Annotated in this window: 11 protein-coding genes and 1 riboswitch; of the genes, 1 reads left to right on the top strand and 10 read right to left on the bottom strand. The window is 52.0% G+C overall.

Features of this window, described 5'->3' with window-relative positions; genetic code table 11:
- The first annotated feature begins 120 nt into the window (after positions 1 to 120).
- Positions 121 to 1230, top strand: a complete 1110-nt coding sequence (locus ABD76_RS08020; protein WP_197255804.1) for a polysaccharide deacetylase family protein — start codon at positions 121 to 123, stop codon at positions 1228 to 1230.
- Between the two features lie 69 nt (positions 1231 to 1299).
- Here the strand turns inward: ABD76_RS08020 and ABD76_RS08015 are convergent, their stop codons facing one another.
- From ABD76_RS08015 to ABD76_RS07970, 10 genes are all read right to left on the bottom strand, one after another.
- Positions 1300 to 2070 carry a 3D domain-containing protein gene (locus ABD76_RS08015; RefSeq protein WP_197255802.1) on the bottom strand — a complete coding sequence of 257 codons (771 nt, stop codon included), beginning with the start codon at positions 2068 to 2070 and terminating at the stop codon, positions 1300 to 1302.
- 8 nt (positions 2071 to 2078) lie between these two features.
- Positions 2079 to 2242: riboswitch (cyclic di-AMP (ydaO/yuaA leader) on the bottom strand.
- 740 nt (positions 2243 to 2982) lie between these two features.
- Entirely contained in the window at positions 2983 to 3705 is a 723-nt protein-coding gene (locus tag ABD76_RS08010; protein WP_197255800.1) for an amino acid ABC transporter ATP-binding protein, read from the bottom strand.
- Positions 3689 to 4351, bottom strand: coding sequence for an amino acid ABC transporter permease (locus ABD76_RS08005; RefSeq protein ID WP_338125073.1), 663 nt, complete (start codon positions 4349 to 4351; stop codon positions 3689 to 3691). The genes ABD76_RS08010 and ABD76_RS08005 overlap by 17 nt, the downstream gene beginning before the upstream one ends.
- Positions 4352 to 4446: 95 nt before the next feature.
- A complete protein-coding gene (locus ABD76_RS08000) occupies positions 4447 to 5226 on the bottom strand; it encodes a transporter substrate-binding domain-containing protein (protein ID WP_197255869.1) in 780 nt (259 codons plus the stop codon).
- 515 nt (positions 5227 to 5741) lie between these two features.
- Positions 5742 to 7598 carry an ATP-binding protein gene (locus tag ABD76_RS07995; RefSeq protein ID WP_197255798.1) on the bottom strand — a complete coding sequence of 619 codons (1857 nt, stop codon included), beginning with the start codon at positions 7596 to 7598 and terminating at the stop codon, positions 5742 to 5744.
- A 251-nt stretch (positions 7599 to 7849) separates the two neighbouring features.
- On the bottom strand, positions 7850 to 9244 hold the full coding sequence (locus ABD76_RS07990) for a sensor histidine kinase (RefSeq protein ID WP_242069442.1): 1395 nt from the start codon (positions 9242 to 9244) through the stop codon (positions 7850 to 7852).
- Between the two features lie 26 nt (positions 9245 to 9270).
- Positions 9271 to 9972, bottom strand: a complete 702-nt coding sequence (locus ABD76_RS07985; protein ID WP_197255794.1) for a response regulator transcription factor — start codon at positions 9970 to 9972, stop codon at positions 9271 to 9273.
- A 19-nt stretch (positions 9973 to 9991) separates the two neighbouring features.
- Entirely contained in the window at positions 9992 to 11278 is a 1287-nt protein-coding gene (locus tag ABD76_RS07980; protein ID WP_242069441.1) for a hypothetical protein, read from the bottom strand.
- A gap of 127 nt (positions 11279 to 11405) precedes the next feature.
- Positions 11406 to 12044 (bottom strand): DUF3298 and DUF4163 domain-containing protein, encoded by a 639-nt coding sequence (locus tag ABD76_RS07975; protein ID WP_197255792.1) that lies wholly within the window; start codon positions 12042 to 12044, stop codon positions 11406 to 11408.
- Between the two features lie 90 nt (positions 12045 to 12134).
- Complete coding sequence (locus ABD76_RS07970) at positions 12135 to 12863, bottom strand: phosphonate ABC transporter ATP-binding protein (RefSeq protein ID WP_197255789.1); 729 nt, start codon at positions 12861 to 12863, stop codon at positions 12135 to 12137.
- Positions 12864 to 12937: the final 74 nt, after the last annotated feature.

Genomic DNA, 12937 nt, shown 5'->3' with positions numbered 1-12937 from the left:
GCAATTCTACTATGCCTGTAACGGCGCCATTCATCTGTGATGCAGGTCACGTTGGGCATAAATCGGGCCCGGAACGGACATAACAAGAAGACAGGTGTAATCGGGAAGGGAGGAAGATCATTGCGCACAAAACAGATATGCTGTCTGCTGGTGTGCTTGGTAGGAGTGGCCGGCTGCTTTCCGCGCTCGCATCAGGCTGCCCCGGATCCGAAGCTGAACTCGTTGGACACCAACCAGCCAACTGCGGAGTTGGGGATAGCATCGAGACAGCCGCGCCATCAATTGGAAAGACGGCCTGAGACGGGCAAAATCACGATCTCCTTCGTCCTGCAGGACCAGCAACGCCCGCGCCCTCATCAGCCTCTGCCTTTGCCCAAGTTCCGCTTGACGATGAAGGGTTCTGCCCCCAAGGAAGCCGCCAATGAAGAGCTCCGTTCCGACACCTTGGTACAGAAGCACGCAGAACAGAAATCCGCCATGAAGCAAAAGGAACAGCCGCTCCCGGAGCCAGCCCAATCCGCTTCGCAAAATACGAAATCCGGAATAAGCCAGCGCCATTTAAGCCTGGCACAGCTTAGAATGAAATATCCGCATATTTTCAAGCTTCATGGCTCCAAGCGCGGACTTCGCCGAGTTGCCCTTACCTTCGATGATGTCCCCGATAACCGGATAACACCGCTTGTGCTGGATATTTTGCGGGACCATAACATTCGCGCTACCTTCTTCCTCGTGGGTTCTCGGGCCAAAGCCCATCCCGAGCTGGTTCGGCGAATTGTCCGGGAGGGCCATATTATCGGCAATCATTCTTATAGCCATCCGTTAATGACGAAGCTGTCGATGCCTGCCTTCGAGCAGCAAGTGAAGGACGCGGAACGGGTAATTGAAGACATTATCGGTTACAAGCCAAGATTTTATCGTCCTCCCTTCGGTGAGATCAATGAAGAGCAGCTGAAATGGGCGGGGGATCATGGCTATCTGGTCGTCAATTGGGACGTCGATTCCAATGACTGGCGCGGCCTGAACGCAAAAGAAGTATATGACAACGTAATAAGCGGTGTCAGGCCCGGTTCAATCGTGCTTCAACATGCGGGAGGAAGCAAGCAAAACCATTACTTGCAAGGAACGGTCAAAGCTCTTCCCTCCATCATAAAGGAATTGAAGAAACAGCGTTACCGCTTCGTTACCGTGCCGGAGCTGCTGCAGGATCGCAAGGATAAAAAAGACAATTGAAACCGCGTCGAACGCAAAAACAACCCCTGCCGCTATATGGACAGGGGTTGAACCTATGCTGATATAAAATTAGGACATAATGTATACTTCGACGTTTTGAATACCAAAAGTGCTGCCGATCTGCTTGCTAACCGGGACGAAAATATCAATCTTGTTGCCATTGATGGCCCCGCCGATATCGCGGGCTTCCGCAATAAATCCGCCTTGGGGCAGATGCTTGAACTGATAGCCGGTGATGAACAACTTCGTTCCCAATGGAATGACCTTCGGATCTACGGCTATCGTACCCAACTTCAATGGGTTGCCGAAGTAGTCGACCGCGCCCCATTTTCCGTTTTCACTGGCATGGGCCGTATATGCCGTGGCCTTCATGTTTACTTTCTTTTTATATGTCATCTCCTTGCCGGAGACCGTAATTACGTTCTTCTTCGCAGCTGACGCTGCCTGCTTTGCTTTCTCCTGGGCTTGCGGCTTCACTGCCGGTGCCGCAGCTTTTTCGGCAGCCGCTGGCTTGTCCGCTGGCGCTTCAGCCTTATCCGCTTCCGACGCGCCCTTATCCATGTCGGCTTCAATCAATGCAGGGCTCTCTTCTTCCACTGCAAGACCTTGCAAGGTCTTTTTTGGGAGCTCCAGCTTCAGCCCTCCGTAAATATTCGTCGGATCGATGTTAGGATTCGCCTTCATCAAGACGTCCAGATCAATGTCATGCTTCTTCGCAAGCGAATAGAAAGTATCCCCGTCTTGAGCGATGTAAGGCTCAGCATAAGCCGGCATCATTTGAAATACGAGATTCAATCCCAGCAATGCCGCTGCAAGCTTTAATGTCGTTCTTTTCCGCATATGGTGTATGTTCCTCCTTAAGATAGCCTGCGAGGTTAGTTGTCGGATTCGGGTCAAGGAGTACCCTACATGCTGGCGATCCGCCAGCTCTGATTCACCCCAAGGCGCTCATCCCGTTACGAAATGAACACCGGTCAATCATCCCCCGTACTATGTTCGGCTCGAAGTGCATCATATCACAATTTTGTAACCTATGCGCATGCGTTAATGGCAAGCAAACAATAACATGTCTCTTTAACCAACAAACTGGACCAAAATAACGTATAAAAGCGCTTCATCCGGTTCAAAAGGGAACAGGTATGTAACAAAATTGTAACCAGCGATTACTACTATATCATAGATTACAAATTTGTAAACAGTATTGGCCCTTCCTATTATTGGACAACCCCAATCTACTGATTGCCTCGCCGCTTTTTAGCAATCTCCCCCGCTCCACTTGGTGTCTCGCTGTCTGTCGCCTCCCCCCCGGCGGTGAGGTGTCTTGCAGCCTTTGGGTCACTCTCCCCATTTGTCAGGTTTCCCTGCTATGGACAGCTTCAGCGAATAAGATCCCAGTGTCCATGGGACAATTCTCCTGAACCTTTTTCTCCTGCTTGATGGGGATACTGCTCATAAGAGAACAAAAAGAGTCTTTAGATACCTGCTCGATTGGGATAATACTTATAAGAAACCGGCACGGATTCTTCCGCTGCCTGCTCCATTGGGATAATGTACATAAAGGCAAGGGAATTACTGTGGGAAACGTGGGGTTATTTACGGAGCTTCATTTTCACAGGTTGAGGAACGTAATATATTTATTTATTGGTGGCCTCTATACAAAAAACCAGCCGGAAGTTCCGACTGGCAGCGACCTTGGAGCGATCGATCGTTCTCCCTCTCCATCTATGTTTAGTTCTGCCGGTTCACGAGCATCTACAGAACCTGTCCGAGGAATTCCTGTGTGCGGGGGTGCTGGGGCGCCGAAAACAACTGCTGCGGAGGTCCCTGCTCGACGATATGCCCGCCATCCATGAAGACGATGCGGTCCCCGACCTCGCGCGCGAATCCCATCTCATGCGTGACGATAACCATCGTCATCCCGTCTCGGGCGAGTGATTTCATCACTTCCAGCACTTCGCCGACCATCTCGGGATCGAGGGCGGATGTCGGCTCGTCAAACAGCATGACATGCGGCTCCATCGCCAATGCCCGCGCAATCGCAATCCGCTGCTTCTGTCCGCCGGACAACTGATCTGGGTATGCGGATGCCTTGTCCGCCAATCCGACCTTCTTCAAAAGCGCCATTGCGGTCGTCTCCGCTTCCGCCTTGCTCTTCCCTATCACTTTAATCGGAGCCAGCGTAATGTTATCCATCACCGACATATGCGGGAACAGGTTGAAGGATTGGAAGACCATGCCCATTTTTGCGCGAGTTGCGTTAATATCATGCTTTTTGTCATTAATTTTCATGCCTTCGAACAAAATATCGCCTGCGGTCGGCGTCTCCAGCAGATTGAGACAGCGGAGAAAGGTGCTCTTGCCCGAGCCGCTAGGGCCGATAACAACGACGACTTCCCCTTGCTCGATCGTCATGTTCAAGCCATTCAAAATGCTCAGCTCTCCGTACGATTTATGCAGGTCACGAATTTCGATCATTCTTTTTCAACTTCCTTTCCAGCAGGCCGATTGCCTTCGACAATGGAATCGTCAACACGAGGTACATCATGGCTGCTCCAAGGAGCGGTCCCATAGCCGTATACGTCTTGCTGCGGATAATATCCGTCTGGAACATAATGTCCGCGATTCCGATCAGGCTGACAATCGAGCTCTCCTTGATAATGGTGACGAACTCGTTCCCAATCGCCGGAATGACCGTACGGAATGCCTGCGGCAAAATAATATATCGCATCGTCATGCCTTTGGTCATGCCAAGGGAACGTGCCGCTTCGGCCTGCCCTTTGTCCACCGCCTGGATACCTGAACGGAAAATTTCCGCCAAATAAGCCGAGCTATTAATCGAGACGGCGATGGCGCCGGATGTGAATTTGCTGAACTCGATGCCGAACTGCGCCAGTCCGAAATGAATAATAAATAATTGCACCAGCAGCGGCGTGCCGCGAAGCAGCTCGATATAGACGACCGCGAACCAGTTCAACGGCTTGAACGGCCCGATCCGCATCAATACAATAATAATGCCAAGCACGAAGCCGGCGAGCACCGCCACCAGCGAGAGCAGCACCGTAATCTCGGCTCCTGATAAATAATCCCATTTATAGTCCCATAGCATAGAGAGCCAGTCCAACAACAGCCTCTTCCCCTTTCCAATCTCTGCCTGTCATGTGTCGGAACGAAAAAGAGCGGCTTGCGCCGCCTCTTTCTCCCCGTGTGTATCGGGCATTATTGCTCTTCCGCCATCTGGGTCGCCTTCGTAATGAACTCGTCCAGCTTGCCCTCCGATTTCAGGCGGGCAATCGTCTTGTTCGCGGCTTCGACCATCTTTGGACTGCCTTTGCGGAAGCCGATGACATAGCCATCGCTCGCCGGCTGAAGCACTGCATCCGACATCTCCAGTTCAGGACGGTTCGAGGCATAAGCCTTCGCGACCGGCTTCTCAACGATGACCGCCTCGATTCGGTTCGACTCCAGCGCCAACACAAGATCGCTTACCTTGGACAGCAATTCAGGCTGGGCTTCAGGAATCTGTGTCACGACCTTCTCGAAAGTCGAACCTTTCTGAACCCCGATCTTCTTCCCTTTCAGATCTTCCGGCGTCTTGTACTTGTCCTTGTCCGCGGCACGCACGATAACGCCTGCCTCAGCCACGTAGTACGGATCGGAGAAGTCAACCGCCTTGGCCCGCTCCGGATCAGGATCCATTCCCGAAATGACCATATCCAGCTTGTCCGAATTCAGCGCCCCAATGAGAGATTCAAACTTCATATCTTCAATTTTCATCTCAACGCCCAAATCCTTCGCAATCTCGTTCGCCAAGTCGATATCGAACCCGACAATTTCATCCTTGCCGTTAATCGTCTTGTGGAACTCGAATGGCGGATAATCGGCGCTGACGCCGACAACGAGCGTCTTTTTGCTCATAATATTATCATAACTATCTCCTTTGGCTCCGCAGCCAACCAGGATGGCCATTAATAGCGTACATACCGCTAAAATCTTCATTGTTCTCACTATACTTCATCCCCACTTCTCTGATTATCCTTCCTTCCCATGATAGGAGGATTTCGGTCGTTCCCAATTATACATGATGATGTATAGATATACAATGGTTCAGAACAAAAAAATGCTGGAATGGCCATTTTTCCGGGAGAATTCACCAATTGAACAAATAAACGGTGGTCAATTGTTGCTAGGCAACCGCATTATTACTAAAATGTGCACATTTTCTGTTTTTCATCCAACTGTTTAACTATAACTGGAAATTCATATTTTTTTCTTCATTCCCGCAATGAACACCTCATTTTTTGTATAAATTCGACAGGCCGGCCATCTTTTTTCTCCCTTTATGGGCAGCATCATCCCTTTCCTGTGCCGCTTGTGCTCTATTTTTTGGAATATTCATTTCTATTCCAAAGCTTATGTGACTGAATGATCCAATATGTATAATCATGTATATATTTACGTATAAAACGACGGGAAGAACATGTTATTGAACACGCGCTCCCCGTCGCTCTCCTTTACTGAGCAGCAGGCTTCTCTGGAATAAGCGGAAACCGGATATGTATAAGTGTCTTGCCCGGAACGGAGGAGATTTCCATGCTCCCCCCATGACGATGCACGATACGGTAGCAGATGGACAACCCCAAGCCGGTTCCGCCCGCTTTCGTGGTCAGGAAAGGGGTTCCCGGCGACTGCAATACCGCGGAATCGAAGCCAGGTCCTTCATCCTCGACCTCAAGATGTATTGCGTGCTCATCATGCCAGGTCCGAACGGTCAGTGTCTGATTTGCTTCCATCGCTTCCAGCCCGTTGCGGATCAGATTGTGCAGCAGCTGGCGAATTTCTTTTTCATCCATATCGAATTCCGGCACCGGATTGAGCTCAAGCCGGATCTCCTGACAATCCGTCGTTGCCGCCGCCTGGACGAGCGGATAAATATGAGTAATCACCTCATTCAATGATTGCTTGCGGAATTCGACGACTTTGTGCTGAGCCAGGGTCAAATATTCCGTAATGATGGAGTTCGCACGCTCGATCTCTTCCATCATCGTATCGAAATAAACATGCTCCTTGGCATGCTCCGGTTTGCTTCGGAGCAGCTGCAGAAACCCTTTGACCGTCGTCAACGGGTTGCGTATCTCATGGCTGATAGCCGCCGCCATCTCGCCCACAACCTTCAAGGCGCCCATTCGCTTCATCTCCTGCTCGAGCTGCACTTGCTTGTGTAGCGAATCGGTCATCCGGTTCATATGCTCGCTAAGCAGCCGGAATTCATTATGCTGATCATGCTCCACCCGCACATTGTAATCCCCTCTCGCAAGCCGGGACGAGGCATCGACCAGACTGCGCAAAGGCCGATGGATGAGACGGCGAATCCACATATGCAGAAGCAGTGCGACGACAACCGCAACCAGCGTGAAGGTGCCGAACGTCACCCAAGCGACGCGGTAAAGAACGGAGTCGATTACCGCGGCCGGGAGCATAATCATCGCAATCCAGTCCGCTTCCTTCAAGCCCACTGTAAAGACAATCATTTTCGTATCCTGATATCGGGTCATGGATGTCGTCTCTGCGGTCTGCTCGATATCTTTTTTGACCTGCTCGAAAATCGGGATCAAATCTTCGTCGAAGTCACGGTACAGATTGGCGAAGATCGTTTGCCGCTCATCCGGGTCGTAGAGCAGATCCCCTTCTCTCGTAATGAGCAAGGTCTTGCTGTCCGGATGGAAACTGAGCCGCAAGCCGACCTGCTGCAAATCGTTGTAATGAATGTCAATGCCGGCCACGCCCAGCAGCAGCTCCTCCTCGTCGTAGACGGGGGTACTGATGGACAGCATGGGCTGATGCGTAAACGGATCGATAAAAGGGGCGGTAATATGCGTCCTCCCGCTCTTCACTGCCCCATGATAGTAATCGAAGCGCGAATCGCTCTCGTAGACGGGCGAAGAGGCATCGATATGCTGTCCGCTCTTCATCTCGACAGGCCTGCCATTCTTGTCATATCCGTACCAGATGAAATACTTCCCCTGGTTGCGATAATTCGACTGCGCCGTGAACCAGTAGCCGTTGACGAATTTGTTGGGGCTGCCCGCAAAGAGCCTCGTTGCGCTCCTGACGTCGGCCTGCACGTCATCCGACAGCCGGTACAGCTCGCGAATAAAACGGGAAAACGTTTCTACCGACTTCTTGTGATGAAGCAGTGCCGAATCCACTTCGTTCGCAGCCAGCTTCACCTGATTCAAATAATTCTCTGTCATATTTCGCTGAATAATTGATTGTACCGCCTGATGGGAGAAAAATGAAATGACAGCAAGTGCGGCAATCACGGTCACAACGATGCGGACCATCATCTGCCGGTGAATCGTCCGTAACATAACAGCCTCCGTTTGGCTCGGCGGCTCTCATTTCTGCCCCGCCAGAGCCCAGTCTCTAAATACTAACGGATTACAATCTTGGACAATGACATGAAGCGATGATTTGCGACATTTCCTGCGATGAAGTTCGATCTCATTATAGTATGATTTGTCGAACATAGATATCATATCTTCCATTTTCCATAAAAAAAGACTTTTGTATATGTTCATCTATACAAAAGTCTTGTTCTTTTATACAAAAAGTCATGGGATTACTGCTTCTCTTCCTCCGGTTCGCTTACGGCCGGCTGATGTATCGGCAGCGTCACAATCACCGTCGTGCCCACGTCCGGCTTGCTCTCGATACTCATGTCGCCATGATGCGCCTTCACCAGCTCGTACGTAATGGCCAAGCCCAGGCCCGTGCCGCCGTGGCTCGGATTCACCTGATAGAACTTATCCATGACTTTGGCCAAATGCTCCTTGCTGATGCCGATGCCCTGGTCCACGATACGCACGACCACCTTGTCCTCGTCCCACGTCGAATGGACCGTAATTACCGATTCATTCGGAGAGAACTTCACCGCATTGTCGATCAGATTGAGAAAGACCTGCTTCAGCCGGTTCGCATCGCCGGAGATAGGCTGCTCCGCGCCGCGGGAACGCACTTCAATATGAATCTGCTTCTGCTCGGCTTTCATTTTTACCTGCAGCACCGTCTCTTCCAGCACGCCCGACAGGCAGACCGGCGACCAGTTGAACTGCAGCTTGTTCTCCTGGAGCTTCGAGAAATCAAGCAGTTCCTCGACCAGCCCGATAAGCCGGTCGGTCTCCTTCAGGATGACGTTCATCCCCAGCTTGCTCTCTTCTTCATTAAACTGTCCGGAGAGAAGCGTCTCGCTCCACCCCTTAATCCCGGTAAGCGGCGTTCGCAGCTCATGCGAGATCGAGGAGACGAAGTCGTTCTTGAGTTGATTGCTGCGGACGATCTCATGAGCCATAAAGTTGAGCGTCCGGGCCAGTTCGCCGATCTCATACTTGTACTCTTCCTTGATGCGAACATCGAAGCGCCCCTTCGCCATTTGAGCGGAAGCGCTCGTAATCTCATTAATCGGCTTCACGATGGAATTCGCCAGGCCGATGCTGATGATGAGCACGACGATGAGAACCGCGATCGAAATGACAACAGACAGCAGCACGATGCTGTTAATGCGCGCATTGACCAAATCCAGCGAAGTCACCAGACGGACGATATAGACGATATCTCCCTTCGCATAGATCGGGGACGCGATCGACATAACCGCCTCCCCCGTCCCCGGCTGCTTGCCGATCCACTGTCCCATCGTGCCGCTCTGAGCGCTGATGACGTCAGCCGTGGCGACCGGCTTGTCCACCCGAAAGTAGCTGGACGAGATCAGCACCTCGCCCTGCGGACTCAGAATCTGCACTTCCGCCGTCTTCAAATTGTACTGCTTCAGCAGGACAGGAAGCCAGCTTCTGTCCTGTGTATTGATGCCCGCGTTAACTGGCTGATAGAAGGACGACGTCACACTCAAATGGGACGACATATGGGCAGAAATCGAATCATAATAATAGGAGCGGACAGCGATAAGAAATATCGCCTCCAAAATAAGCATCGTCAAAAACACGACGATAAAATAGTGCATTACTACGGAACGCCGAATTCCCGGCTTTAGCATGAAGAGGAGCCTTTCCATTTATATCCATGTCCCCAGACTGTTTCCAAATATTTAGGCGACGAAGGCTCATCCTCGATTTTCTGCCGCAGGCGGCGGATATTCACATCGACAATCTTCGGATCGCCCATATAATCTTTGCCCCATACATAATCAAGCAGCACATCGCGGCTTAATGTCATATCTTCCTTCTCCATGAAGAACTGCACCAGCGAGAACTCCGTCGGAGTCAAATCAATCGGTTGGTTATGCTTCGTGAACCGTTTCGCGATCAGATCGAGCGTGAACGGCCCCGAATGATAAACGACTTTCTGCGAAGGCTGCTGATAGGCGTTGACCCGGCGCAGGAGAGACTGAATGCGGGCCACCAGCTCCGTCGGACTGAACGGCTTGCTCACATGATCGTCTGCACCGACCGACAACGCGTATACTTTATCCTGCTCCTGAACCTTGGCCGTCAGGAAAATGATGCCCATCCGCTCATTGAACTGGCGGACGCGGCGGCATACCTCAAAGCCGTCAATGCCCGGAACCATCACGTCAAGCAGCGCAATATCAATCGTATTGTCGTTCACAAGAATTTGGTAGGCATCGTTGCCGTTGGCAGCCTCGACTACATCAAATCCGTTGCGCTTCAGGTTGATGACAATAAAGCTGCGAATCGATTCTTCATCTTCCAGAATGAGTATCTTCGTCATCTCTTCCCGTCTCCTTCTTTCATTCATTGCTGTCCCGGTTGATATCCGGAATCTTCGGGGTGCCTCTGTTCAGCATCAGCGGCTCCTTGCTGAATACCCCGATAATGGTATCTCCATACGAGCTGAGATAGGTCCACTTCTCCTTGTACGTCTCCCATAATTCCGGGTTGAAAAACTTGATCTCGGCCAGCGTCTCATTCGTATGCATGTCCATAAACCGGATATATTCATCCTTCTTCGACTTCGTATCAATCGTTACCCGGCCATACCACGAATTCGGCAGCTTCAGCTGGAACCGATCCTGATAATCGCGGTACTGCTTCTCGACGAGCTTCAGCCCGTTCTTCTCGTCCCACTGATAGTAGCCCGTGAAATACGGAACATCGTACGATGCATAAATATCCCAGCCCGGCGGCCTCTCGGGAATCGCAATCTCGATGATGCCGTCTCCATTCATGTCACTGCTGGAGATGTTATACGGCTTGATCGCCATCTCTTCCGGCAGGACAGAGACGAGCTGATTATCCTGTGTCAACTTGATAATATCCGTTACGCCGTAATTGGCCCCGGCCACTGCGTCAAGCACAATTCCTTTTTGGTTCTTGCTGATATAGCCGGAAATCATGTTCGTATACGTATTCACGTCTTTGTCCAGCGTCAATTCATTCTGCTTGGCCATCTTCCCGTCCTTGAAATCATACATGGTCAGCACCGGCGGCATCTCGCGTCGGTTGTTGACGATGTATAACTGATTCTTCCCGTCCCCGTTCAGATCATCGATGACGAACTGGGAATAGGGCTGCTCGAATATTTTGACGATGCCGTCCTGCGTGAACGTGTAGACGACCAATCCTTTGTTCAGATCCTTGTCGCTGCCTCCATAGCCGACGACGAGATCCAGCTTGTTGTCATGGGTCAGATCCACGAGCTCGACCCGATCCAAGCTGACGCCTACCCCATCGAACTCGACCACCTTGTTCCACGTCTCTCCGTCGCTATGGAAGACGAGTCCGTGCAGCCGCACATCCTTGTCCGGCGTCTCGTAAAATACGATGGCCGTATCCGCCCGCCCGTCATTGTTCAGATCGGCGAGCCTTATGCGGCTGGCATCCTCGGCATTGGCTGGCCGCAACATCTCGGCCCCCTTCGGCATTTGCGAGGAAATAATCGTCATTATCTTTGCCTTATCCTCCGGAAGCCGGGGGGGACTCATTAACGATTTGGGATCCTGCAGCCATTCGCACCCGCTGAGCAGGATGCAGGCGAAGAGAAGAAGCGACACGCTCCGTATCCACCGCATTGTCATTCCGCATATCACTCTTTCATCAGTTCAGATTTATCCTGATTATGATTATATCTTAACAGAATACATACTCCATCATTATAAAAAAAAACTGTCACCGAAAGGTGACAATACCATGACAAACCCCGCGCTAATACCAGAGCGCGTCGATAATTCCGTTCTCTGCCTTGATATCTTCCAACGTATATATGGATATCGGGAAATATGAAAAGCCGTAGGCGTATGGAGCCAGCTCATACAGGCCGAAGAACAGGACAAGCGCTTTGTCCGTCATATAAAAATCTTGATCCGGCCGAATCTCGGTGAACGGCTCCAACACGGGAATGTCGCGCGCCTGAATCTGGGCGGCTACCTGCTCCGACAGCACCTTCACATAGGGGGCTCCCGGCTTGAACAGATCCGCCAGCTTCAGCTCCCGCCCGTTCCTGACATCCATCGTCATCCCGGCCTGATACGTCATCCCGTGCGCGGCATGCGCCGTATATCCGTATACGATGAGAGTGAGGCTGATATAATGGCGTTCATTCAGCTTGATCTCGTAGGAGCCCGTTACCTCCGTCTCCGGCGCTTCGCCGTAGCCGGTCATCCGAATGAGCCGGACCGCCTGGCGGTGGATCGCCTTATTCATGCGGGATACCGCTTCGTCCCCGTCACGCCCGCGAATCTGAGGCACGTAGACGGTCAGCTTCGGTCTGCGGATGACATACGTATCCGCCTGGACCGGCAGCGGATACATCGTCGTGGCATCCGCTTCCGTTGATGTGCTCATCCCTATCCACTCGCTTCATCATTGGTCATAATCTCACTATATGCGAGGAGAGGCGCGGCGTGACATTGGCCTAAGCGGCATGCCGCAACATTAATGTATAAGCGCCTTCTCCGATTGGAGCAGGCGGCGTCCCTTCACGTCGACCGCGATCCGCCCTTCCTTCATTCCCCAGATCCGGGTCGCGTACTTCTCGGCCAGCTCGGCCTGATGGAAGACGGCGATCACGATCTTCCGCTCCCGCTGGCACAAGCCGCGGAACGTCTCCAGCACCGACTCGGCGGCCTTCGGATCCAGGCCGAGCACGGGCTCGTCCGCCAAGAGAACGTTGGCCCCGTGCACGAGGGCGCGCGCGATGGCGACACGCTGGCGCTCCCCGCCGCTAAGCTTGCTTGTCTGCTCATGCGCCTTGTCCAATAAGCCGAGCATCTCAAGCGTATCCATCGCGCCCATATAATCATCCGAACGAACGATGCCGAGAGCCATCCGCCAGATCGGCGTCTGATGGAAGCGCCCGATGAGCACATTCTTCAGCACTTTTCGATTCAGATTGAGGACCGGATTCTGTTCCAGATAAGCGAACTCGCGCATCACCTTGCGCTTGCCGTTGACCTGATTCTCGAAAATATTGACGCCGTCGACGTTATACTTGCCGCTCGTCCAGCTCTCGCGCATCGCGATGCATTTGAGCAGCGTCGATTTGCCGCTGCCGCTTGCGCCGATGACGCCGACGAACTCGCCAGGCTCGAGCTCGAAGCTCAGCCGATCCAATATCGGCGGGGCCGGCGGATACCGCTTGACCAGACGTTCTACTTTAATCATGGCATAGACTCCTCTCTATCCGTAGAAGGCATTCCGTTTTCTTTCCTTTCAGGGCTGTTCCAAAAATCGGCTTG

This window comes from Paenibacillus dendritiformis (assembly GCF_015845845.1).
GTDB lineage: Bacteria > Bacillota > Bacilli > Paenibacillales > Paenibacillaceae > Paenibacillus_B > Paenibacillus_B dendritiformis_C.
This window is presented reverse-complemented; position numbering and strand designations above follow the sequence as displayed.

What these genes read in the sequence shown, in the direction of transcription:
- ABD76_RS07970 (WP_197255789.1), bottom strand. Translation starts at nt 12,863, where the DNA reads ATGATTAAAGTAGAACGTCTGGTCAAGCGGTATCCGCCGGCCCCGCCG.
- ABD76_RS08000 (WP_197255869.1), bottom strand. Translation starts at nt 5,226, where the DNA reads ATGAAGATTTTAGCGGTATGTACGCTATTAATGGCCATCCTGGTTGGC.
- ABD76_RS08010 (WP_197255800.1), bottom strand. Translation starts at nt 3,705, where the DNA reads ATGATCGAAATTCGTGACCTGCATAAATCGTACGGAGAGCTGAGCATT.
- ABD76_RS07975 (WP_197255792.1), bottom strand. Translation starts at nt 12,044, where the DNA reads ATGAGCACATCAACGGAAGCGGATGCCACGACGATGTATCCGCTGCCG.
- ABD76_RS07985 (WP_197255794.1), bottom strand. Translation starts at nt 9,972, where the DNA reads ATGACGAAGATACTCATTCTGGAAGATGAAGAATCGATTCGCAGCTTT.
- ABD76_RS08015 (WP_197255802.1), bottom strand. Translation starts at nt 2,070, where the DNA reads ATGCGGAAAAGAACGACATTAAAGCTTGCAGCGGCATTGCTGGGATTG.
- ABD76_RS07990 (WP_242069442.1), bottom strand. Translation starts at nt 9,244, where the DNA reads ATGCACTATTTTATCGTCGTGTTTTTGACGATGCTTATTTTGGAGGCG.
- ABD76_RS07980 (WP_242069441.1), bottom strand. Translation starts at nt 11,278, where the DNA reads ATGACAATGCGGTGGATACGGAGCGTGTCGCTTCTTCTCTTCGCCTGC.
- ABD76_RS07995 (WP_197255798.1), bottom strand. Translation starts at nt 7,598, where the DNA reads ATGTTACGGACGATTCACCGGCAGATGATGGTCCGCATCGTTGTGACC.